General features: G+C 64.7%; 16 protein-coding genes. 6 read left to right on the forward strand and 10 right to left on the reverse strand.

Annotation, left to right across the window (positions count from 1 at the left end; all coding sequences use genetic code 11):
- Positions 1-46 precede the first annotated feature (46 nt).
- Positions 47-2,227 (reverse strand): TonB-dependent receptor, encoded by a 2,181-nt coding sequence (locus tag OKW45_RS12700; protein ID WP_429468536.1) that lies wholly within the window; start codon positions 2,225-2,227, stop codon positions 47-49.
- 278 nt (positions 2,228-2,505) lie between these two features.
- Between OKW45_RS12700 and OKW45_RS12705 the strand changes: the two genes are divergently transcribed.
- The gene (locus OKW45_RS12705) at positions 2,506-3,501 is read left to right on the forward strand and encodes an aldo/keto reductase (RefSeq protein WP_429468539.1); all 996 of its coding nucleotides are present in this window, start codon (positions 2,506-2,508) and stop codon (positions 3,499-3,501) included.
- 47 nt (positions 3,502-3,548) lie between these two features.
- On the opposite strand, the gene OKW45_RS12710 is transcribed toward OKW45_RS12705, so the two are convergent.
- Positions 3,549-4,121 (reverse strand): YbhB/YbcL family Raf kinase inhibitor-like protein, encoded by a 573-nt coding sequence (locus OKW45_RS12710; protein WP_429468541.1) that lies wholly within the window; start codon positions 4,119-4,121, stop codon positions 3,549-3,551.
- A 170-nt stretch (positions 4,122-4,291) separates the two neighbouring features.
- On the opposite strand from OKW45_RS12710, the gene OKW45_RS12715 reads away from it, so the two are divergent.
- The gene (locus tag OKW45_RS12715; protein WP_429468543.1) at positions 4,292-4,543 is read left to right on the forward strand and encodes a hypothetical protein; all 252 of its coding nucleotides are present in this window, start codon (positions 4,292-4,294) and stop codon (positions 4,541-4,543) included.
- On the opposite strand, the gene OKW45_RS12720 is transcribed toward OKW45_RS12715, so the two are convergent.
- The 4 genes from OKW45_RS12720 to OKW45_RS12735 form a co-directional block, all read right to left on the reverse strand.
- Positions 4,509-5,354, reverse strand: coding sequence for an ROK family protein (locus OKW45_RS12720; protein WP_018423928.1), 846 nt, complete (start codon positions 5,352-5,354; stop codon positions 4,509-4,511). The two genes, OKW45_RS12715 and OKW45_RS12720, sit on opposite strands and share 35 nt — an antisense overlap.
- 63 nt (positions 5,355-5,417) lie before the next feature.
- Positions 5,418-7,037 (reverse strand): glucose-6-phosphate dehydrogenase, encoded by a 1,620-nt coding sequence (zwf, locus tag OKW45_RS12725; protein ID WP_429468546.1) that lies wholly within the window; start codon positions 7,035-7,037, stop codon positions 5,418-5,420.
- A gap of 110 nt (positions 7,038-7,147) precedes the next feature.
- The gene (locus OKW45_RS12730) at positions 7,148-9,958 is read right to left on the reverse strand and encodes an MGH1-like glycoside hydrolase domain-containing protein (protein WP_429468548.1); all 2,811 of its coding nucleotides are present in this window, start codon (positions 9,956-9,958) and stop codon (positions 7,148-7,150) included.
- 51 nt (positions 9,959-10,009) lie between these two features.
- On the reverse strand, positions 10,010-11,980 hold the full coding sequence (locus tag OKW45_RS12735; RefSeq protein ID WP_429468551.1) for an amylo-alpha-1,6-glucosidase: 1,971 nt from the start codon (positions 11,978-11,980) through the stop codon (positions 10,010-10,012).
- A gap of 200 nt (positions 11,981-12,180) precedes the next feature.
- Between OKW45_RS12735 and OKW45_RS12740 the strand changes: the two genes are divergently transcribed.
- Positions 12,181-12,528 carry a hypothetical protein gene (locus OKW45_RS12740; protein ID WP_429468554.1) on the forward strand — a complete coding sequence of 116 codons (348 nt, stop codon included), beginning with the start codon at positions 12,181-12,183 and terminating at the stop codon, positions 12,526-12,528.
- Between the two features lie 99 nt (positions 12,529-12,627).
- A complete protein-coding gene (locus tag OKW45_RS12745) occupies positions 12,628-14,784 on the forward strand; it encodes a phosphocholine-specific phospholipase C (RefSeq protein ID WP_429468557.1) in 2,157 nt (718 codons plus the stop codon).
- A 109-nt stretch (positions 14,785-14,893) separates the two neighbouring features.
- On the opposite strand, the gene OKW45_RS12750 is transcribed toward OKW45_RS12745, so the two are convergent.
- The 3 genes from OKW45_RS12750 to OKW45_RS12760 all read right to left on the reverse strand — a co-directional run bounded on the left by OKW45_RS12750 (position 14,894) and on the right by OKW45_RS12760 (position 17,989).
- Entirely contained in the window at positions 14,894-15,811 is a 918-nt protein-coding gene (locus OKW45_RS12750) for a dihydrodipicolinate synthase family protein (protein ID WP_090807963.1), read from the reverse strand.
- A 257-nt stretch (positions 15,812-16,068) separates the two neighbouring features.
- A complete protein-coding gene (locus OKW45_RS12755) occupies positions 16,069-17,184 on the reverse strand; it encodes a succinylglutamate desuccinylase/aspartoacylase family protein (protein ID WP_429468560.1) in 1,116 nt (371 codons plus the stop codon).
- Between the two features lie 37 nt (positions 17,185-17,221).
- Positions 17,222-17,989, reverse strand: a complete 768-nt coding sequence (locus tag OKW45_RS12760; RefSeq protein ID WP_429468562.1) for a transporter substrate-binding domain-containing protein — start codon at positions 17,987-17,989, stop codon at positions 17,222-17,224.
- 114 nt (positions 17,990-18,103) lie between these two features.
- Between OKW45_RS12760 and OKW45_RS12765 the strand changes: the two genes are divergently transcribed.
- A complete protein-coding gene (locus OKW45_RS12765) occupies positions 18,104-19,024 on the forward strand; it encodes a LysR family transcriptional regulator (protein WP_429468565.1) in 921 nt (306 codons plus the stop codon).
- A gap of 22 nt (positions 19,025-19,046) precedes the next feature.
- Here OKW45_RS12765 and lysA read toward each other — a convergent pair whose 3' ends face one another.
- On the reverse strand, positions 19,047-20,303 hold the full coding sequence (lysA, locus tag OKW45_RS12770; protein ID WP_429468568.1) for a diaminopimelate decarboxylase: 1,257 nt from the start codon (positions 20,301-20,303) through the stop codon (positions 19,047-19,049).
- A 119-nt stretch (positions 20,304-20,422) separates the two neighbouring features.
- On the opposite strand from lysA, the gene OKW45_RS12775 reads away from it, so the two are divergent.
- Positions 20,423-21,361, forward strand: a complete 939-nt coding sequence (locus OKW45_RS12775) for a LysR family transcriptional regulator (protein ID WP_429468570.1) — start codon at positions 20,423-20,425, stop codon at positions 21,359-21,361.
- Positions 21,362-21,576: the final 215 nt, after the last annotated feature.

The following is a 21,576-nucleotide window of genomic DNA, read 5'->3' on the forward strand; positions in this document are numbered from 1 at the left end:
AGCGGCAAGCCGGACGCTTGCGCTCAGTGCGCATCAAAAGCGCGTATCAAAAGCGGTAGTTGAACGTCGCGAGCAGCGTGCGGCCGATGCCCGGCACCGAACGTCCGCCGTCCGACGGAATCAACGCGTCGTAGTAGTACTTGTTGGTGAGGTTCAGCAGGTTCAGGCGCACGTCGTACTTTTTCGCGTGATAGGCCGCGGTCGCGTCCCAGCGCGTGTAGCCCGGCACCTTTACGTTGTTCGTGTTCGACGCATAACGTGGCGACATGTAGATCGGACCGCCGCCAATTTCCCAATGCGGCGTGATCGCGTACGTGGTCCAGAACGTCAGCGTGTTGCGCGGCGTGTTGGCCGGCGTGTGGCCCTGCGTGCCGTCGGCCGCTTTCAGGATCGTCGCGTCCATGTATGTGTAGCCGCCGAAAATCTGCCACTTGTCGGTGATGTGCCCGGTCACGCCCGCCTGGAAGCCGTCGACGCGAATGTTGCCGGCCAGTTGGTATTCGGTCGGTGACACCTGCGTGCGCGCGTTGTCCTTTTCCTCGCGGAAGATCGCCGAGGTCACCGAAATGTTGCCGCCGAACAGATCCCACTTGCCGCCGATTTCATACGACTTCGTCGATTCCGGCGCGAGGTTCTGAGTGAGGTTCGTGACCGTCAGGTTTTCGAGCGATGGGTTGAACGACGTGCCGTACGACACGTAGTACGACTGCCAGTCGGTCGGCTGGTAGATGACGCCGGCGCGCACGCTCGTGAAGTAGTTGGTCTGGCTCGCGTAAGCCGGCGCGCTGATCGTATTGTGGATTCCCGCCGAGAAACGATCCCAGCGCACACCGCCGATCAGCTTCCAGTGCGGCGTCAGCGTAATCGTGTCGTTCAGGTAAGCGGCAATTTCGTTCGCGCTCGAATCGGCGTAGTTGCCGAGCGTCGTCGTCACGTTCGACGGCGTGCCCATGATCGGCGGATTGAGCATCGGCACGATCGGCAGGTTGTTGCGCGTGTACGCCTGGTTCGTATAGCTGTCGTGGCCTACTTCGACACCGGCGATCAGGTCGTGCCTGATCGGTCCAGTGTCGAATTTGTATTCGAGCATCGTGTCGTTGTAGATCGCGTGATTCTGGATCACGCGGTCATGACTTTGCAGCTTGATGAACAGCTGCGACGGCGACAGCGTCGTGAAGTTGCCGTTGCTCAACGCTGTGCTGGACGACAGCGGCCCGGTCAGCACCGCTTGCGGCGCGGTTTCGCGCGCGTCGGTCATCGAGTGCGAGATCTGCGTCTGGTTCGTCAGCGTCAGGTTCTCGGAGAACTTGTGCTTGATCGCCGCGGTGAAGATCTGCACGTCCTGGATCGTTCGGTCGCTGGTCAAACCGTAGAACGTGTTCTTCGGCACCGGCGACGGTCGGCCGTTCAGCGCCTGGATGCCGTAGTCGGGCATGTCGTGGTTGCGCTGGATCAGCGCCGACAGCGTGATCTCGGTCGGCGTGCCGATGCCGAAGCGCAGTTCCGGCGCGACGCCGAAGTCCTTGTTCTTCATCACGTCGCGCGTCGAGCCGAGGCTCTGGCCGAATGCATTGAGGCGGATCGCCGAGGTGTCGGTAAGCTTGTGGTTCACGTCGACGGTGGAGCGGTAGCGGTCGTCGGTGCCGATCATGCCGGAGACTTCCGCCGAGTCCGTCAGGTTCGCCTTCTTGCTGACCTGGTTGATCACGCCGCCGGTCGAGCCGCGGCCGAACAGCATCGACGACGGACCGTACAGCACCTCGAGCGATTCAAGATTGAACGTGTCGCGGTAGTACTGGTTGCGGTCCCGAAAGCCGTCCAGATAGATGTCGTTCTGCGCGGTGAAGCCGCGCAGATTGATGTTGTTGCCGATCTGGCCGCCTTCGGCCGCGCCGATCGTCACGCCGGGCGCGTTGCGCAGCGCGTCCGTAAACGACGTCGCGCCCTGCGAGGCGAGCAGGTCGCGATTGATCACGGTGACGGTCTGCGGAATGTCGCGCAGCGCGGTCGGCGTCTTCGCGCCGACGGTCGCACGGTCGGCCTGGAAGTCCTGCTGAACGGCCTGAGCCTGCACGCCGATGGTCGGCAGCGTCTGCGCGGCGGCGGGTGTGTCGTTCCGTGCGCTGGTTTGTGCGTTCTGCGGCGCGCTTTGCGCGAGCGCCGGGGTCGTCAAAGGAACGGCAAAAGCGAGCGCTAGCGCTGTCGCGAGCGGCGTGTGATTGAGCATGGAAATCCCGTCAGAAATGCGTTTGTCAAATTCGCATCACTGACGTCGAATTCATGACAAAGCCGCAAATGGCTGGCTGCCGCTCTCCGTTGTGTGAGATGGAGGTGACGGGATGGCTGGCTAGGTTTAAATGAGAATCGCTATCATTTCATATCTACTGGAAGTCAGCAATCCCGGCGTGCGTCAGGCACACCGAATCGCAACTCGGTTTATCCTTTTTACAACACTGTAGTTTCATCGCTTCGGCAGCGCTTTCCTTCCCCTCTGGAGTCGAACTTATGCAATATCGCCAATTCGGCCGCACCGGCCTGACCGTTTCGCGCCTGTGTCTCGGCACCATGACCTTCGGGCTGCAAACCGAAGAAGCCGCATCGCACCGCATCCTCGACACGGCCGCGGACGCCGGTGTCAATTTCATCGATACCGCGAACGTCTATCCGCTCGGCGGCAGCGAAAATCTGGCCGGACGCACCGAGGAAATCGTCGGACGCTGGCTGAAGGGCAAACGCGAGCGCTTCATCGTCGCGACCAAGGCGGTCGGCAAGATGGGGCCCGCCGCGTGGGACCAGGGCGCGTCGCGCAAGCACCTGCTCGATGCGATCGACGCGTCCTTGCAGCGCCTCGGCACCGACTACGTCGACCTGTACCAGCTCCATTCCGACGACGCGAAGACCCCGCTCGACGAGACGCTCGAAGCGCTCGATGCGATCGTGCGCTCGGGCAAGGCGCGCTATATCGGCGTGTCGAACTTTCTCGCCTACCGGCTCGCTCGCGCACTGGGGCGCGCGGACGTGCTACGCGTCGCTCGCTTCGTGTCGGTCCAGCCGCGCTACAACCTGCTGTTTCGCCAGATCGAGCGCGAGCTGCTGCCGCTGGCCGCCGAGGAGCAGCTGGCCGTGATGCCGTATAACCCGCTCGCGGGCGGACTGCTGACCGGCAAGCACCGGCTCGACGCGACGCCCGCCGAAGGGCGCTTCACCGAAAGCGTCGGCAAGGCTGGCGCGATGTATCAGGAGCGCTACTGGCATGATCGCGAGTTCGACACGATCGAAAGGCTGAAGGCGATCGTCGCGCCGACCGGCGAATCGCTGACGAAGGTGTCGCTTGCGTGGGTGCTCGCGAATCCGCTGATTACGTCGGCGATCATTGGTGCGAGCCGCGCGGAGCAGTTGAGCGATACGCTCGCGGCGGCCGGGCTCACGCTCGATGCCGCGATCAAGACCCAGCTCGATGAAGCGAGCGTGCAGTATCGCTGGGGGGACGCGGCGCGCTAGGCGCCCGCCGGCGGATCAAGCGCGGCCCGGCATTCGGCCGCGCGTCTTCATCGTCCGTAGCGCAGCACGATGCTCGTCGCGGCGAGCACGTGGTCCTTGATCGCGGCGTGGAACGCGTCGCGCGTCAAGCCGGCCGGCAACGCGTCGGGCGGCAGATCGAGCGCATAGACCTGCGCCACGTAGTGATGCGGTACCTCGCCGACGGGCGGACACGGGCCGTAATAGCCGGGGCCGCCGGTGCGATTCGTGCCGGCGACGCTGCCCGCCGGCGCGGCTTCGCCTGCGGCGAGTCCGGTCGTGGCAGGCGCGATGCCATAGACGATCCAGTGCACGATGCCGAGGCCTTTCGCGCCGTCGGGATCGAAGATCGTCACCGCGAAACTTTTCGTGCCGGCCGGCGCGTTATGCCATTGCAGCGCCGGCGACACGTTGCCGCCGCCGCAATTATTCGCGCTCGCCGCGTGGCTTGCGTTGAGCGTGCCACCATCGGCCAGTCCCGGCGACGACACCGCGAAGGCATGTGCCGCATACGCATACGCATGCGCGCTCGCGTAAGCGAGCAGCGCGCACGCGCCGACGGAGAGGAGGCGCCGCGCGAGGGTCAGGTGGATGCGAGTCATTGGGAGTCTGCGGGGTTGGACGTGCCGTTGAGAGCTTTGCAGTTCAGAGAGCAACTATTATTGCCACATTGATGTTCGGCGCAGTATCCGGTTTGGCCCTTGCGGAATCGGTTCTCAGGTTTGAGGATTGTCCCGCCACTGTCGAGTCCAGGCACGCTGCGATGCCACGCATGATATTCACGGACGCGGCGGCACGTCATTACCGCAGCATTCTTCGTGAAGCCGCAAAGGAGCCGATTAACTTCGCGGGCCACTACGTTCTCGCTACCTGGGGATGCGGTGCTGGCTGCGTGATGGCGGCGGCAATCGATACGAACTCGGGCCGCGTCATTTCGCTGCCCTTCACGTTTTCCGATTGGCCGCTGGACATCACCGAACCGCCGCTCGTCATCCGCCCAGCCCACCCTCTCCCTTCGGCTTGAACCGCCCCGTCTTCTGCGTCGCCTCAGGATACTGTCGCGTCTCGCGCACCGACAGCGGATGCCACAATTTCGCGCCGCCCTCGATCCCCGCGTCGTTCGATACGGTCGCCACGTTCGCCGGCAGCGAAAACTTGATGCGCGCCGCGTTGCCGCCGCCGATCCACAGCTTGTCGTAATTGACCAGTGACTCGAGAATGCCGATCACCTTCTCGACACGCCGGCTCCAACGCTTGTTACCGATCTGCTCGCGAGCGGCCTCGCCGATGTATTCGTCGTACGCGACGCCCTTCTTGCTGACCGGATGATGCGCGAGCTCCAGATGCGGCATCAGCTCGCCATCGCGAAACATCGCGGTGCCGGCGCCGGTGCCGAGCGTCAGCACGAATTCGAGGCCGTGGCCTTCGATCGCCGCGAAGCCTTGCATTTCGGCGTCGTTGATCATCCGCACCGGCAGTCCGCCCAGGCGCTGCGCGAGCGAATCCGCGAGCGCAATGTCGTGCCATCCTTCGATGCCGAAGTGCGGCGCGGTCAGAATGCGGTTGTTGCGCACGACACCCGGAAACCCGATCGAGATACAGACGGGCCGCACCTGCTCGATGAGCGGCGCCACGAGTTGCGCGAGCGCGTCCACCAACTGATCCGGCGTGCACGGATGCGGCGTCGCAACGCGCACGCGCTCGGTTTTCATCTGCCCGTCGGCGTCGATGATCGCGGCCTTCAGGCCGGTGCCGCCGACATCGATCGCGAGAATGTGCTCGCTGCCGCTTTTCGGCGCATTCCGTTTCACTGCGTTCTTGTTGCGTGTTGCCACGATGTCTCCCGATTGTGTTGAGGCGGTTGTGATGCGTGTCTGCGGGTTGGTTCAAAGGTACCGCTACGACTTGCCACCGGGCGCTTTCTGCTGCAACGGGCGCCACGCGTGGCCATCGCGCGCGAGCAGCGCGTCGGCTTCGGCCGGCCCGTCGCTGCCGGCCGCATAGCCGCGCACGGCAACCGCGCCGCCGCTCCTCGGATGCAGCACGTCGTCGACCGCGCACCAGCTCGTCTCGATGCTGTCGGCGCGCTGAAACAACGTCGCGTCGCCAAGCATGCAGTCGTACAGCAGCGTCTCGTAGCCGACGTTCGCGCTTTCCGCAAAGAAGTCGCCATAGTTGAACGACGACTGTACCGGACCGACCTGCATCACCGGCCCCGGCACCTTCACGTTGAAATCGAAGCTCGAGCCGTGCTCGGGATCGATGCGAATGGTCAGCACGTTCGGCGTCAATGCGTTGACCGGCGTATCGCGGAACAGGCGGAACGGCACCGGCTTCAGCTGCACCGAAACCTCGGTGCGGCGCACCCCGAGCCGCTTGCCGGTACGCAGATAGAACGGCACGCCGGCCCAGCGCCAGTTCTCGACGAACACGCGCGCCGCCGCGTAGGTTTCCGTCGTGCTGCCGGGCGCGACGTCGGGCTCCTCGCGATAGCCCACGCCGGCTGGCCCTCTTTCGTACTGGCCGAAGACGACGTCGGCGGGCGTCAGCGGCTGGATTGCGTCGAACAGCTCGGCCTTCTTGTTTCGCACGGCTTCGGCGTCGAACGAATTCGGCGGCTCCATCGCGACGATGCCGAGCAGTTGGAACAGGTGGTTCGGCACCATGTCGCGAAACGCGCCGGTCTGCTCGTAGAACCTGCCGCGCCCCTCGACGCCGATCGTTTCCGCCGCCGTGATCTGCACGCAATCGATGTACTCGCGCCGCCAGATCGGCTCGAACATCGCATTCGCGAAGCGCACCGCGAGGATGCTCTGCACGGTGTCCTTGCCGAGAAAATGATCGATGCGGTACACCTGCGACTCCCGCGCATACGACAGGATGTGCCCGTTCAGATCGCGCGCCGATGCGAGATCGGTGCCGAACGGCTTCTCGATCACGAGACGCCGAAAGCCGCCGTTCGCGCCGTCGCCTTCCTTCAGCAGGCCGGCTTTGCCGAGCCGGTCGGCGATCGGTTGGAAAAAACGCGCGCCGACCGCGAGGTAGAAGATCGCGTTACCGCCTTTCGACTGATCGAGCTTCTGCTTCAGCTTCGCGAACGTATCGTCGGATTCGAACTCGCCCGCCATGTATTCGAGGCGCTGCGCGATCCAGTTCCATGCGTTGTCGTCGAGCTTGCCGGCGTGAAAGGTGCTGGCCTTGTCGGCGGCGAACTTCTGCAGCGAGGTATGCAGATCGTCGCACCATTCGCGCGTTTCGCGCTCGCCGTGATTGACGCCGATGATCTTCATGCTGTCGTCGAGCAGGCCATCGACCGCGAGGTTGTAGAGCGCCGGCATCAACAGACGTTTGGTCAGATCGCCGCCCGCGCCGAAGATCACGAGCGTGCACGGCGGCGCGGGCTTCTTGCCGGCCGGCGACGACAGGGCGTCGTACCGGTTCGCGCTGAGCTTGCAGCTCGGCGCGGGCGTTGCGTCGCGTTGATCGGAAGAAGCGGAAGAGTTCGGTGTGGTCGACATGGGATTCACTTGGACCTTGGTAAGCCGATAGAACGAACGCGGCGATACATGAAAGACCACGGGCGCTGCCGCACAGTTCAATCGCGTTCGTGCGTGAGCGCGCGGCGTGCTTACTTCGTCGTCGTGGCCGCGAGCGACGGTACCGGTTCTTTCGCCACCGCCGGCGTTACCGCGGATGCGGGAGCCGCCGGCACCGGAATCGGCGCGGGCGCCGGCGCCGGTTCGCCCGCCAGCGGCACGTTGCCCGATGCCGCCATCGCGCGCGGCTGCAACAGCAACGCGACGAGCCCGGTCCAGCCGGTCTGATGCGAAGCCCCGACGCCACGACCGTTATCGCCATGAAAATACTCATGGAACAGGATCAGATCGTGCGAACGCGGGTCCGCCTGCAGCAGCGGATACGCACCCATCACCGGCCGCTCGCCGCTTTTGTCCTTCAGGAACAGCGTGGTCGCGCGGCGCGCGAGTTCGTCGGCGATTTCGCTCAACGAGAACTTCTGGCCCGACCCGGTCGGATACTCGACGCGGAAATCATCGCCGTAATAGCGATGAAACTCGTACAGCGATTCGATCAGCAGATAGTTGACCGGCATCCACACCGGCCCGCGCCAGTTCGAATTGCCGCCGAACACACGGGTATCGGATTCGGCCGGCAGATACTTGACGCAGAAGCTGTTGCCGTTGTGCTGGTACACGAACGGATGATCGCGATGGCAACGCGACAACGCCCGCACGCCGTGATCGGAAAGAAATTCACTTTCGTCGAGCGCGCGCCGTAACAACGCCTTCATCCGATGCCCGCGCAGCAGCGACAGCAAAAGCGCGTTGCCCTTGCCGGGCTCGTTCCAGCGCGACACCAGCTTCGCGAGATCGGGCCGATGCTCGAGAAACCACACGAGGCGCTCGCGCAAGCCCGGCAGGCCGCCGTGCAGACGCTCCTCGAGCACGTGCACGGCGAACAGCGGTATCAGTCCGACGATCGAGCGAATGCGCATCGGCATGTTGCTGCCGTCGGGCAGGCGCAGCTTGTCGTAGAAGAATTCGTCCTCGCTATCCCACAGGCCCGTGTCGCAGCCGTCGTCGCAACTGACCGCTTCCGCGATGTACAGGAAGTGCTCGAAGAACTTCACACCAATATCGACGAACACATGGTTCGCGTAGGCGAGTTCGAGCGCGATACGCATCAGGTCGAGCGCATACGCGGCCATCCACGCGGTGCCGTCGGCCTGGTCGATGTGGCCGCCGGTGGGCAGCGGCGACGAGCGGTCGAAGATGCCGACGTTGTCGAGCCCGAGAAAACCGCCCTGAAAAATATTGTGGCCGTCGGCGTCCTTGCGATTCACCCACCACGAGAAATTCAGCAGCAGCTTGTGAAACACGAGCTCCAGAAAATCGCGGTCCGCCTTGCCGGTCAGCGCGCGATCGATCTCGTACACGCGCCACGCGGCCCATGCATGGACCGGCGGGTTCGCGTCGCTCAACGCCCATTCGTAAGCGGGCAACTGGCCGTTCGGGTGCTGATAGCGGTCCTTCACGAGCAGCAGCAACTGCTTCTTGGCGAACGCCGGATCGATCAGCGCGAACGCGGCCGCATGAAACGCGAGATCCCACGACGCGTACCACGGGTACTCCCACTTGTCCGGCATCGACACGATGTCCGCGTTGCACAGATGCCGCCAGTCGGTGTTGCGGCCGTGCTTGCGCGCGGCGGGCGGGCTCGGTTGCAGCGGATCGCCGTCGAGCCAGCGCTGCACGTCGTACTGGTAGTACTGCTTCGACCACAGCATGCCGGCGAGCGCCTGACGTTGCACGAGACGCGCATCGGGGTCGGTGATCTCGTGTTGCAACGCGCCATAGAATTCGTCGGCTTCGGCGAGGCGGCGCGCGATCAACGCGTCGGCATCGAATGGCGCTTCATCGGTCGCAGATTGCGGGTGCCAGCGCAGATACACGACCGCGCGTCCGTGCGGCCCGAACTCGAGCGCCGCATGCGCGGCGGCCCGGGTGCCCGCGTCGTGACGGATGGCGTTCGCGTCGCCGTGCACGAGGTAGTCGTTGAAGCCGTCCTTGAACGGGCCCGCGCCGTCCATGCCGAACAGCCGCTTCACGTTGGTGTCGTTCTCGCAGAACAGCCACGCGAGTTGCGGCGCGTCCTTCGACCACGCGGTCACGACGATCGGTTCGTGCACATGGTGATGGCCAAGCAGACGCACCGCGCCGTCATGACCGGTACCGGCGACGAGCTTCGGCTTGTCCTTGTTCTCTTTCCACGACCACGAGTTGCGCGCCCAGATTTGCGGCAGCACATCGAGCGCCGCCGCTTCGTCCGCGCGATTTTCGATCGTCACGCGCATCACGATGTCGTCGGGCGTGTGCTTCGCGTATTCGATCTGGACGTCGAAATAGCGCTGATCGTCGAACACGCCGGTATCGAGTACTTCGTACTCTGGCATCTCGCCGCCGCGGCGCGCGTTTTCGTCGATCAGGTCCTGGTAGGGATAGGCCGCATGCGGATACTTGTACAGCATGCGCATGTAGGAATGCGTGGGCGTGCCGTCCAGATAGAAGTACAGCTCCTTGACGTCCTCGCCGTGATTGCCCTGCGAGTTCGTCAGGCCGAACAGGCGCTCCTTGATGATCGGGTCCTTGCGGTTCCACAGCGCGAGCGACACACACCAGCTGAGCCGGTCGTCGCCGAAACCGGCGATGCCGTCTTCGCCCCAGCGGTAGGCGCGGCTGCGCGCATGGTCGTGCGGAAACGAGTCCCAGGCGGTGCCGTTCGCGCTGTAGTCCTCGCGCACCGTGCCCCACTGGCGCTCGCTCAGATACGGCCCCCAGCGCTGCCAGTGGCCGCATTCGGGCGAATGCAGCCGGGAACCTTCGATCGTGGCGAGCAGATTGGCAGCGCGCAGCGGTGGCATGAAAACGTCCTTGCAACAGGCCTGGCGGTGGGACCCACATCGTAGCGCGGTTTACGCGCCGTTGTGCTCGAACCGGGCAAGCAGACTTTCGACGCGCAGCAATTCGCCTAGCGACCAGGCCTGGAACGGCGTGCCGGCGGGCGCGTGCGGCGCGTCGCCGGCGGCGATCTCGGACAGGTGATCGAGGCCCGCGTGATCGAGATGCGCGTACAGCGGGGCGAGAAAACGCGCCCTCGCCTGCGCGAGATTATCGGCACTCGCGCCATTCACTCGCAGCCACGCTTCGACGAATGGGCCGATCAGCCACAACCACGCGGTGCCCTGATGATAGGCGCCGTCGCGTTCGCGCGGCGTGCCGCCGTAGCGGCCGCGATAGGCAGGATCGGACGGTGCGAGCGTGCGCAGGCCGAGCGGCGTCAGCAATTGCGCTTCGACCTGACCCACCACCGCGCGCGCCGTCGCGCCTTCGAGCAGCGGAAACGGCAGGCCGCCGACCGCGAAGATCTGATTCGGCCGGATCGAGCGGTCGACCGTGCCCTGCACATGATCGACGTCGACGTTATCGAACAGCGCCTGGGTGGCCGGATCGACGAAGCGCCGGCGAAACGCGAGCGTCGCGCGCTCGGCAGCTTGCCGCCACTGCGGGTTCCATGCTGACGCGATTCGCAGCGCGTTGATCCACAGCGCCTGCACTTCGACCGGCTTGCCGATGCGCGGTGTGACGACCCAGTCGCCGACTTTCGCGTCCATCCACGTCAGTTGCACGCCGGGGATGCCGGCGCGCAGCAGGCCGTCGTCCGTGCACACGCCGATGTTGAAGCGCGTGCCGTTCGTGTAGCCGGTCAGGATCGTTTCGGCGGTCTGCTGCAGATGCGCGCGCGTTTGCGCGCCCGCATGCGGCGTCGCCAGATAGTCGTGAACCGCGACGATGAACCATAGCGACGCGTCGACCGAGTTGTATTCGGGCGCGTCGCCGTAGTCGGGGAAGCGGTTCGGCAGCATGCCTTCGGACAGCGTGCCCGACCATTCGAGCAGGATCGCTTCGGCATCGTCGAGACGGTTCGACGCGATCAGCAGGCCGCGCATCGCGATGAACGTGTCGCGGCCCCAGTCGGTGAACCACGGAAAGCCCGCGAGGATCGTGCGGCCTTCGTTGCGCGTGACGACGTAGGCGTCGGCCGAACGTTGCAGGCGCGAGCCGAGTGCGGCGCGGCGTTGTTGTTCGGTCTGGGCGAGGCGGGCGGCGTGGTCGTTGGTTTGGGCTTTGTCGTTCGCGCATTCGGTGGCGGACGTGCTCGACGCGCTCAGAATCATCACCGCGTCGCCCTCCGCGAGATCGAAGCTGAACACGCCGGGCGTCGCGAGATCTTCGCTGCAATCGAGACCGCGCTCCTGCTCGCGCACGTAGCAGAAGTTGCGATACCAGTCGGGCGCATGCGTATAGGCGCCGTTCGTCGCCGCTCGCACGACCGGCAGTCCGCCATACGGTTGCCAGCTCGCGCACGATTGATCGGCGCTGACTCTCGCGCCGAAGTTGAAGGCCGGATTCTCGTGATGCAACGCATGATAGTCACGGCCCGACAGCAACGGTCTGATCTTCAGCACGGGCGCATCGAGTTCGCCGCCTTCGAGCCGCCAGCGCAATACCGTTTCGCACGTCGCTTTGCTGACGAACACATCGGCGATCATCGCCGCGTGCGCACCGAGTTGAATGCGCCATGTCGGCCACGGCGCGGTGTCGAAGCTGGCAAGGCGGCCGCGTAGATCCGGATAGATCACGTCAGGCCCATAGCGTTGCATGGTCAACGCGAAGCGCTCGCCGCCCGCCTCGACCCACGCCTCGATGCCGTTGACGAGCACCATGCGCCCGCCCGGCGCGCGCGTCGCGGCTAGCAGCAGCGCATGGTAGCGGCGCGTGCGCAACATGCCGACCGTGCCCGAAGCAAAGCCGCCGAAGCCGTCGGCTTCAAGCCATTCGTCTTCGAGTTGCGGGATGTCGATGGGTGAATCGATGCGAGTCATTGAATCGTGCCCATGCGCGAACGATAAAGCAGCAAACATAGCGCAGATGGCAGCGCCATGAACATTGACCTTCCCGATACTTTCCATTTTCTTTCGATCAGCCGACGATTTATCGAAAGTTATGCCGGGCGCAAACGTTTCACAATTATTTCTTGAAAGGAATGGAGACTGCACCCGCTTTCATCGAACCGGATGCAGACATGAGAAAAATCAGTTGCATCGCGAGCGCCGCATTGCTGGCGCTTGCCACGATAGCGTTGAACGGTTGCGGCGCGGACGACTCCTCTTCCACGAGCAACGCGACGACCACGAGCCTTGCGCCGAACGACGCGGCGCAACGACCCGCAATGGCGGCAGCGGCAGTGGCGACTCCCAACGCCTCAGCGCCATTCGCGGACAACACGGCGAGCAACACGGCGAGCAACGCGGCAAGTGGCGCAGCCGCCACCGACGCGATCACGCAAGACATGCAGGCCAGTCTCGCGGCCGACAGCCAGCAGGTCGCGCCGGTCATGCGCTACGCGCCCGGCGACAGCGCGAACAACTAGTCCGCAACTGATCAGCAAGAGCAACGCGTAACCGACCACGAAACACCCCAAGGCACGCTCACGCGCGCCATTCTTCCCCTACGCAGAAGGTGATATTCGATGACATCAACTAGCCGTCGCCGTTTCCTGCAAACCGTGGCTTCATCCGCGGGCGCCGCCGCCGCGATGACCGCATTGCCCGAGTCGATCCGCAACGCGCTCGCCGTGCCCGCGTTTTCGCGCACGGGCACGATTCGCGATATCGAGCACATCGTCGTGTTCATGCAGGAGAACCGCTCGTTCGACCACTACTTCGGCCATCTGCGCGGCGTGCGCGGCTACAACGACCGCTTCCCGATTCCGCTGCCGAGCGGCCTGCCGGTGTGGAATCAGCCGTCGAAGGAAGACCCGACCAAGCCGGTGCTGCCGTTCCATCTGGACACCGCGACGACGAGCGCGCAGTGCGTCGGCGATCTCGATCACTCGTGGTACAAGACCCACTACGCGATCGACGGCGGCCGCTACGACCAGTGGCCCGCCAACAAGACCGACATGACGATGGGCTACCACCTGCGTAGCGACATCCCGTTCCACTACGCGCTCGCCGACGCGTTCACGATCTGCGATGCGTACTTCTGCTCGTTGCCGGGACCGACGCACCCGAACCGCGCGTATCTGATGACCGGCATGGTCGACCCGACCGGCACGATGGGCGGCCCGCTGCTCGACAACAACGACTGGGTCGACGGCGATGGTCCGCCGAACTATCAGCTGCTGTCGTGGACCACGTATCCGGAGCGTCTGCAGGCCGCGGGCATTTCGTGGCAGATCTATCAGCAGGGCACGTCGGGCGTCGATCCGCTGAATGGCAATTACGGCACCAACATCCTGCAGAACTTCACGAACTTCATCAACGCGCAGCCGGGTTCGCCGCTCTACGAGCGCGCGCAAACCGTGCGCACGATCGACGACCTGAAAGCCGACGTGCTCGCGAACCGGCTGCCGCAGGTGTCGTGGCTGTGCCCGCCGGCCGCCTACTCGGAGCATCCGAGCTACACGCCCGCGTACGGCGCCGAATACACGTCGCAGATTCTCGACGCGCTGACGTCGAACCCCGAGGTGTGGAGCAAGACCGTGCTCTTCATCATGTACGACGAGAACGATGGCTTCTTCGATCACCTCGTGCCGCCGCAACCGCCGACGACCTCCACCCAGGGCAAGTCGACGGTCACGACCGACGGCGAAATCCACAATGTCGTCAATCCGCTGCGCGGCGGCAGCTACACCGCCGACGGCTATCCGTACGGCCTCGGCCCGCGCGTGCCGATGACGATCGTGTCGCCGTGGACCAAGGGTGGCTTCGTGTGCTCGCAGGTGTTCGATCACACGTCTGTGATCCGCTTCATCGAAACGCGCTTCGGCGTGCATGAGCCGAACATCACGGCATGGCGTCGCGCGGTGTGCGGCGACCTCACCACCGCATTCGACTTCCGCACGCCGGATGCGAAGATGCCATCGCTGCCGGACACCAGCAACTACATGAGCATGGCCGACAACCAGTGCAAGACGCAACCGAAGCCGACCGTGCCGACGACGCCGGCTCCGGTCGATGCGCAGGAAGCGGGCATCCGTTTCGCGCGCGCGTTGCCGTACGAACTGCATGTGAACGGCGCGGCGAACGCGGGCAACGACACGTTCGAAATCACGATCGGCAACACCGGCGACCAGGGCGCGCACTTCTACGTGTACGCGACGAATCGCACCGACGGTCCGTGGCGCTACACGGTCGAGGCGGGCAAGTCGCTCAGCGACACGTTCGACCTGAGCACGACGAACGGCGTGTATGCATTCGACGTGTTCGGCCCGAACGGCTTCGTGCGCAAGTTCGCGGGCAACACCCAGGCGAGCACGCAAAGCACGCAGAATGGCCATGGCAACGCTCATGGCGACAACCAACCGGCGCGGCCTGAAGTGACCGTGCAATACGACGTCGCGAATGGCAACGTGTTCCTGAAGTTCAGCAACAGTGGCGGCGGCATCGCGCATCTGACGGTGATCGACAACGCGTACGGCGCGCGCCCGCGCACCGTGGTCGTGCCGGCCAATGCGCGTATCGAAGAAGGCTGGGTGCTTGCGTCGAGCCATCACTGGTACGACCTGACGGTGACGAGCAGTGACGACGCGAGCTTCTCGCGCCGCTCTGCCGGTCACGTCGAGAACGGCCGGCCGAGTATCAGCGATCCGGCTGCGGTTGCGCCGGTGCTGAGCGCGAGTTGAGGCAACAACCGCCAGCGCCGCTTACTCGCAGCGAGATTCGGCATCCTGTCCCGCCAACGTGGCAGACAGGGTGCCGATGTTTTTTGAGGCTCGTATTGAAACGCGGTGCTTAGAGACCGACGTCCGGCAGCGCCGGACGCGTGGCGAGCGCCTTGGCGACGATGTCTTTGACTTCGGCGAGCGCGTCGCCTTGCAGCGCGAGGCGCGGCGGACGCGTGACGGCGCTGCCTCGGCCGAGCAGTTCCTCGCACAGCTTGATGCATTGCACGAGGTCGGGGCGCGCATCGAGGTGCAACAGCGGCATGAACCAGCGGTACAGCGACAGCGCTTCATCGAAACGCTTCTGCGTGGCGAGGCGGAACAGCGTCTCGCCCTCCTTCGGGAACGCGTTCGACATGCCCGACACCCACCCTTGCGCACCGACCGCGATGCTTTCGACGACGACGTCGTCGAGGCCGGCGAACAGCACGAAGCGGTCGCCCACCGCGTTGCGCAGATCGATGAAGCGTCGCGTATCGCCCGACGAATCCTTGAAGCAGACGATGTTCTCGCAGTCCTGCAGTGCGATCAGCACGTCCGGCGTGACGTCGTTCTTGTAGATCGGCGGGTTGTTGTAGATCATCACCGGCAGATCGGTGCTGGTCGCGACCGAGCGGAAATGCGCGGCGGTTTCGTGCGGCTTCGCGGAATAGACGAGCGCCGGCATGACCATCACCCCGTCGACGCCGACACGCGCGGCTTCACGCACCGTCTGCCGCGCGAACTCGGTCGTGAACTCGGCGACACCCGCGACGACCGGCACCTTGCCGCCAGCCGCGTCGCGCGCGGCCTCGATCACCTGCAGTTTTTCCGACGTGCTCAGCGAGGTGTTTTCGCCAACCGTGCCGCAGACCACCAGACCCGACACCCCGTCCTTGACGAGATTGCTGACCACGCGGTGCGTCGCGTCGATGTCGAGCGAAAAATCCGGCTTGAACTGGGTGCTGACGGCGGGAAACACACCGCTCCATTGGATAGCCTTGCTCACTTTGTCCGTCTCCTTCAATAAGCCGGCCGCGCCGACACACGTTGAGTATGACGACGAGTATCGGCCTTTATCCGGAGGCGGGCTTGGGCTTTTTCGTGGCTGAAAGAGATTAAATCCGCACAACAGGCGAGACGCCGGATCGCCGGGCGGGCGGTGCCGGCTACTTCGCGGCAAGGCGGCTGAGGCGCACGTCAGCGCCGTCGCGCGAGGCTTCGAGGCGGCCCCTGGATGCCGAGTCCGGCATAGCCGTTACGCGATCAGGCGCCCAGCAAAACGCCCGTTCGGATCGGCCGCGTGCCGGTCACGCGGCCGAGCGGCGCACCGGCCGTCACGAAGCGGATCGCGCGCCGCATGTACAGCACCCCTTCGGTCTGGCTCGCGATCGTGGTCGTCTCGTCGGTCAGCGGATCGACGATATCGAACAGCGGCTGGCCCACGCGGATCTTGTCGCCGATCTTCGCGCGGTGCACGAGAATCCCGCTCAGCGGCGCATAGAACTGCTCGCTGCCCGCGAGCGGCGTCGCCGGCGACAGCAGCGGCGGCAACGGCTTGGCCTCGCCCCGAATCGCGCCGCGCCACACCAGGTAGTCGACGAGCGCGTCGGCATCCTGTTGCGCGACTTCATACGACACGTCGCGCTGGCCGCGGCATTCGACCGTCACCGCGATCGAGCCGGTCGGCACCGGCTTGCTCGCCGGCATCTGCTGCTGCAACGTCCACCACAGCAGGCTGTGGGTTTCGTCGAACGCGCCGCCGCCCGAATCGGTCGCGAGCAACGACGCCTCCGCGCCGAGATAGCGCGACAGCGGCTCGAACTCGGCCCAAGCGGCTTCGCTCGTGTACACATGCATCGCCGCTTCGAGCGAGCAATGCAGATCGATCACGACGTCCGCGTCGCACGACAACTTCAAGAGCGCCAGTTGCAGCGACTCGAATTCGGTCAGCGGCTTCTGTTGCGCGAGTTCGGCCGCGAGCAGCTCGCGCACGATGCGGCGGTTCTCGTTCGCGTCGGCGCCGAGCGCCTCTTTTGCATTCGCGACGAGCTTTGCGAACTGCACGAAATGCCGGTTGAAGTTCTTGCCACTGCCGAGATCGAAGCGGCCGATGAACTGCCCGAGCACGTATTGACTGAGGCCGACCGGATTTGACACCGGCACGAGCACGATTTGCGCGTTCAGCGCGCCGGCTTCCTCGAGCTCCCGCAGACGCCGCTTCAGCAGCACCGTGGTCAGCATCGCGGGCGTTTCGTCGGCGTGCAGCGACGCCTGGATATAGATCTTCTGCCCGCTATTGGCCGGGCCGAAATGAAACGAAACCAGTTCGCGGTGCGTGCCGATTGCTGGCGACAGAAGCGGAATCGATTGCCTGTTCATGAATGGAAAGCCGCGAAGATAATGCTGGAAATCTGGATCAATTGCCGTACGGATCGAAGTCGAAATACTTCTTCGCGATCTGCGCATAGGTGCCGTCTTTGCGCATCGACGCGATCGCCGCGTTGATCGATGCCTGCACCGCGGTTTCGTCCTTGCGCAAGCCGATGCCAACGCCGCGATCTCCCATCGAAAGCGGCTCGCCGACAAACGCGAAGCCCTTGCCCGCGGGCGTGCGCAGGAAGCCGTAATCGGCCTCGACGATGCCGAGCAACGCGCCGTCGAGCCGGCCGTTCCGCAGATCGGCGAACACCTCGTCCTGGCTCTTGTAAGCGACCACGTTCGCGCCGAGCGGCGTCCAGTTCTTCAGCGCGTAGCCCTCGAACTGCGTGCCCGACTGCACGCCGATCTGCTTGCCGGCGAGTCCGCTCGCCGTAGGCACGAGCGACGAGCCTTGCCGAGCGATCAGCCGCGACTTGAACTGGAACAGCTTCGACGAAAACAGAATCTGCTGCTCGCGCTTCTCGGTGATCGACATCGACGACAGCACCGCGTCGATCTTGCGCGCCTGCAGCGCCGGAATCATGCCCGAAAACTCGAGTTCGACCCACTGACAATGCGCGTGGATGCGCCGGCAAATCTCGTTGCCGAGATCGACGTCGAAGCCCTTCAGGCTGCCATCGGGCGCCTTCGAGTCCATCGGCGGATAGGTCGGATCGATGCCGAGGCGCAACGTGTTGGCGTCAGCGGCGAACGCGCCGCTGCTGAAAGCCAGCGCGGCGCAAAGAGTCATCAGCGGAGTTTTCATGGAAGGCGACGATGAGCGGATCAGGACAGCGCGATCCTAAGCCGCTGTGGCGCCTTAAAGAAGTCCTGTCCGGACTATCATGATCACTTTTACCGATCACCAAACCCTGACGCCATGGCATTGACGATTTCCCAGCTGCGCGCGTTCACGGCGGTCGCCGAGCATGGCAGCATCCGCGCGGCGTCGCGCGCGCTCGGCATCGCGCAAAGCGGCATCACGCAGCAGTTGCAGAACCTCGAATCGATGCTCGGCGCAACGCTGTTCACGCGCACGAATCGCGGCATTGCGCTGACCGCGCTGGGCCAGCGGCTACTGCAGCGGGCCGGCGCGATCCTCGGTGAATGCGAGCGTGCCGAGGAGGACGTGCGGCAACTGCGCGGCGACTACGTGGGCGAGGTCACGTTCGGCATGACGACAGAGCCGCTCGTCGACGCGTTCGCGCCCGTGCTGATGGAATTTCGTGCGCGCTTCGAGCGCGTCGCCGTGCATCTGCGCACGGGCACGTCGCGCATGATGATTTCGTGGATCCGCGAAGGCACGCTGGATTTCGCTGTCGCGCTCGTATCGAAGCAGACCGACACCGCCGATCTGTCGGTCACGCCGCTCTATCCGTCCGACCCGGTGATCGTGTGCCGGCGCGGTCATCCGAAGGCGCGCGCGAAGTCGCTCGCCGAACTCGTCGGTTGCACGTGGGTGACGACGCGCTCGCCGAATCTGACCGAGGAGCCGCACGTCAACCGGTTGAGCCATCTGTTCGATAGCTACGGCTTGCCGCCGCCGAAGATCGTCGCGACCGTCGAGGGCTTGTACGAGACGCTGCACCTGGTAGCCGCGACTGATTGCCTGTCGCTCGAATCATCGGTCATCGCGAAGCGCGGGCCGTTCGCGGACGTGCTGACGACGATCCCCGTGCGCGAGCGCGCGTTGCAGCAGAACGTCTGTCTGCTGCAACGCGCCGCGATTCCGCTGACCCCAGCCGCGCAAGAGTTCGCGACGATGATCGCGTCGTACACGCGCACGGTGCGGGCGCATTGAGCGTTGAACTCCAACGCGCCGCTCAAGCCGCCGTTGCTTCGAGCGCTATCAATTCTTCGATGCGCTGCCTGCGCCGGATCAGCCGCGCGTTGCCACGCTCGATCAGCACCTCGGGCGCGAGCGGCCGGCTGTTGTAGTTCGATGACATCGACGCGCCGTACGCGCCCGTGTCGTGGAACACGAGCAGGTCGCCCATTTGAGGCGCGGGCATCGACCGGCTCGTGACGACACCGCCTTGCGCCTGCGTGAACACGTCGCCGGCTTCGCACAGTGGCCCCGCCACGCTGAACGAGCCGGCCGGCGCATCGCTCGGCGTGCCGTTGCGCCGAAGCACGCTGATCTCGTGATAACTGCCGTAGTACGACGGCCGCACCAGGTCGTTGAAGCCCGCATCGAGCAACGCGAATTGCCGCGACGGCCGCCGGTTCAGCGCGTGCACTTCGGCGACGAGCACACCTGCTTGCGCGACCAGAAAGCGCCCCGGTTCGATTTCGAGTCTCACGCGATGCCCGACGCGTGCTTCGATGCGGCGCCGCGCGTCGTCCCACAGCCGGAAATAGTGCGCGGTATCGACACTCAGCTCGCCATCGCGATACGGCACCGACAAACCACCACCCGCGGAAATCGCCTCGATATCCTGATCGAGTTGCGACACCGCATCGACCATCGCATCGCACACTTTCGCGAGATGCGCGTAATCGACACCCGAGCCGATATGCATGTGCAGCCCGACGAGCTTCAGCCGATAGTGCCGCACCAGTTCGAGCGCGCGTGGCAGGTCATCGCGCCAGATGCCGTGCTTGCTGTGCTCGCCGCCTGTGTTGGTCTTGCTGCTGTGGCCGTGACCGAAGCCGGGATTGATCCGCAGCCACACGCGATGGCCTTCGCTCGCGTGTCTCCCGAGACGTTCGAGCATGTCGGGCGAGCCGGCGTTGACCGTGATTCGCTCGTCGAGCACGGTGGCCAGCGTCGCGTGGTCGAGCACGTCGGCGGTGAAGACGACGCCTTCGGGCCCACCGGTCGATGCGGGTTGAGCCGCATAACCCGCGGCAAAACTGCGCGCGAGTTCACCCAAAGAGACCGCATCGACCATCACGCCTTCGTCGCGCATCAGCTTCAGGATGTGCACGTTCGAACAGGCCTTCTGCGCGTAGCGGATCGTGTCGAAACTGCGCAACTGCGCGATGCGCTGGCGGATCGTGTCGGCGTCATAGACCCATAGCGGCGTGCCGTGCTGGCGCGCGAGGTCGGCGAGTTGATGGGAGTCGAATGGCGTCATGGTCGGTTGCATGTCGAAGCTTTGCGAAAGCGATAGCCGACATGATGATCCGCGGCGATCATTCAGTAAAATACCAATCTATCGCTCGCCTATTCACATTTGATATAGCACGGACCGCCATGGCGCTCACGCACCGGCACATCGAAATCTTCCGCGCGCTGATGACGGCCGGCAGCGTGACCAAGGCAGCCGAGATGCTGTTCACGTCGCAGCCCACCGTGAGCCGCGAACTCGCGCGCATGGAACAGAGCATCGGCTTCGCGTTGTTCGAGCGAGTGCAGGGCCGGCTGCGTCCCACGCAATCCGCGCTGACGCTGTTCGACGAGATCAGGCGCGCGTATGTCGGGCTCGAACGCGTCGCGTCGACCGCGGCCGCGCTGCGCGAATTCAAGGGTGGCCAGCTGTCCGTGATCGCGCTGCCGGTGTTTTCGCATTCGATCCTGCCGGGCGCCGTCAAACGCTTTCAAGGTATGCAGCCGGGCGTCAGCGTATCGATCGCGACGCAGGAGTCGCCGTTTCTCGAAGAATGGCTGACCGCGCAGCGCTACGACCTCGGTCTCACCGAGCACGACGCGCCGCCGCCCGGCACGCGCCTCACGCCGCTCATCGCCGTCGATGAAGTGTGTGTGCTGCCCGACGCTCACCCGCTGCTCGCGAAACGCGTGATCGCATTGAAAGATTTCGCCGATCAGGCGTTCATCAGCCTGTCCGCGAACGATCCATACCGGCTGCAAATCGACGAAGCGTTCGCGCGAGCCGGCATCGCGCGCCGCCTGCTGATCGAAACGCCGACCGCGGTGTCCGTGTGCAGCTTCGTGCGGCAAGGGCTCGGCATTGCGGTCGTCAATCCGCTGACCGCGCTCGATTTCGCGGGCCACAATCTGCATATCCGGCCGCTCGCGTCGTCGCTGCCGTTTCGCGTCAGCGTGATCCGTCCCGAGCACCGGCCCGCGCATCCGCTCGCGGACGCGTTCGTCGGCGCGCTGCAAAGCGAAGCCGCCGCGCTGCGGCTACAATTGAAGCGCCACACCAGCCCCAAGCGGTCATCGCATTCATAGCAGTCACGGCGGCGTCCCCGCTTCATCGCCCGGCGAATCCGCGCAGCGCCACGCGCGTTCGCGCGGGGCCACCGCCCGAACCGTCCGCCGCGCGAACCGGGCACGCTTCGAGCTGACATCACCCGCATATCGATTACCGACGCGCCGCGCGTCTGCGCCGCATCGGGGCGCCGTTGTTAGCGCCGTTTTCCAGGCTTCACGTCAGAGACCCTCAA

Origin of the sequence: Paraburkholderia lebeckiae (assembly GCF_050436225.1) — a bacterium.
GTDB lineage: Bacteria > Pseudomonadota > Gammaproteobacteria > Burkholderiales > Burkholderiaceae > Paraburkholderia > Paraburkholderia tuberum.

Excerpts from the sequence above, each read along its gene's own strand:
- OKW45_RS12700 (WP_429468536.1), bottom strand. The coding sequence starts at position 2,227 with ATGCTCAATCACACGCCGCTCGCGACAGCGCTAGCGCTCGCTTTTGCC.
- OKW45_RS12705 (WP_429468539.1), top strand. The coding sequence starts at position 2,506 with ATGCAATATCGCCAATTCGGCCGCACCGGCCTGACCGTTTCGCGCCTG.
- OKW45_RS12710 (WP_429468541.1), bottom strand. The coding sequence starts at position 4,121 with ATGACTCGCATCCACCTGACCCTCGCGCGGCGCCTCCTCTCCGTCGGC.
- OKW45_RS12715 (WP_429468543.1), top strand. The coding sequence starts at position 4,292 with ATGATATTCACGGACGCGGCGGCACGTCATTACCGCAGCATTCTTCGT.
- zwf (WP_429468546.1), bottom strand. The coding sequence starts at position 7,037 with ATGTCGACCACACCGAACTCTTCCGCTTCTTCCGATCAACGCGACGCA.
- OKW45_RS12730 (WP_429468548.1), bottom strand. The coding sequence starts at position 9,958 with ATGCCACCGCTGCGCGCTGCCAATCTGCTCGCCACGATCGAAGGTTCC.
- OKW45_RS12735 (WP_429468551.1), bottom strand. The coding sequence starts at position 11,980 with ATGACTCGCATCGATTCACCCATCGACATCCCGCAACTCGAAGACGAA.
- OKW45_RS12740 (WP_429468554.1), top strand. The coding sequence starts at position 12,181 with ATGAGAAAAATCAGTTGCATCGCGAGCGCCGCATTGCTGGCGCTTGCC.
- OKW45_RS12745 (WP_429468557.1), top strand. The coding sequence starts at position 12,628 with ATGACATCAACTAGCCGTCGCCGTTTCCTGCAAACCGTGGCTTCATCC.
- OKW45_RS12755 (WP_429468560.1), bottom strand. The coding sequence starts at position 17,184 with ATGAACAGGCAATCGATTCCGCTTCTGTCGCCAGCAATCGGCACGCAC.
- OKW45_RS12760 (WP_429468562.1), bottom strand. The coding sequence starts at position 17,989 with ATGAAAACTCCGCTGATGACTCTTTGCGCCGCGCTGGCTTTCAGCAGC.
- OKW45_RS12765 (WP_429468565.1), top strand. The coding sequence starts at position 18,104 with ATGGCATTGACGATTTCCCAGCTGCGCGCGTTCACGGCGGTCGCCGAG.
- lysA (WP_429468568.1), bottom strand. The coding sequence starts at position 20,303 with ATGACGCCATTCGACTCCCATCAACTCGCCGACCTCGCGCGCCAGCAC.
- OKW45_RS12775 (WP_429468570.1), top strand. The coding sequence starts at position 20,423 with ATGGCGCTCACGCACCGGCACATCGAAATCTTCCGCGCGCTGATGACG.